The 1,072-nt window shown below is 33.0% G+C and carries 1 protein-coding gene; it reads left to right on the top strand.

Translation table 11 applies throughout. The features are described from left to right. Positions 1 to 216: 216 nt before the first annotated feature. A partial coding sequence (istA, locus tag HX062_RS16120; protein ID WP_286468131.1) for an IS21 family transposase occupies positions 217 to 1,072 on the top strand: 856 nt, incomplete at its 3' end.

Genomic DNA, 1,072 nt, shown 5'->3' with positions numbered 1-1,072 from the left:
ATATTACTTCTTCATTTCATCTGCAAATGCATAACGGAAATGGAGATCCAGTTGGAACTCCCCCAGAGTGGAGAATCCAGTGAAATTGACCACCTAATTCCGTTAAAAGTGATCACTTAATTCCGGTGGAAAGTGACCACCTAATTCCGGTGAAATTGACCACCTAAAAAACCAAGTTAAAACATGTCTAAATATCTTAGCTAAAATGCAAGAGATATGGCTAATAAAAAGATCGACATGTTACAATTAAAACAACTACTACGTCTATATACTCAAGGAGTAAGTAAACTTCAAATAAGTTCCCAATTAGGTCTTTCACGTAATACTGTTAAGAAATATATTACTCTCTTTACGACTTCAAAATTCACTTATGAAGAGATAAAAGAATTAAATGATACAGATATAGAAGATTTATTTGACACTAAAGAATTGGATTCTGATGAAAAAGAAGCAATCTTGTATAAATATTTCCCTTACTTTACTAAAGAACTACTTAAAACGGGAGTAACAAGACATATCTTGTGGCAAGAGTACCTTTTGAAACATCCTGAAGGTTATCGTTATTCTCAATTTTGCTATCATTTGCGAACTTGGCAGAAAAAAACATCTCCTTCTTTACCCAAGCAACACAAAGCTGGAGATAAGATGTTTGTTGATTCCACAGGGAAAAAGTTGTCTATTATTGATAAATCTACAGGAGAAATAACTTCTGTAGAAGTATTTATTTCTATTCTTGGTTCAAGTAGAATGACTTATGTAGAAGCCAGTCTAACTCAAAATACAGAAGATTTTATATCAAGTCTCACCAATTCCTTACATTTTTATCAAGGAGTCCCACTTGCCATTGTACCTGACAACTTAAAAGCAGCTGTAACTAAAAGTGATAAATACGAACCTAAAATAGCTCATAATCTTCAAGACTTTGCTCTACATTATAACACAACTATTTTACCCGCAAGAAGTTATAAGCCAAAGGATAAAGCCTTAGTAGAGAATGCAGTAAAAACAATCTATACTCGTGTATTTGCTCCTCTTAGAAATAGAGAGTTCTTTAGTTTGCAAGAACTAAATC

This window comes from Myroides sp. DF42-4-2 (genome assembly GCF_030326445.1).
GTDB lineage: Bacteria > Bacteroidota > Bacteroidia > Flavobacteriales > Flavobacteriaceae > Flavobacterium.
This window is presented reverse-complemented; position numbering and strand designations above follow the sequence as displayed.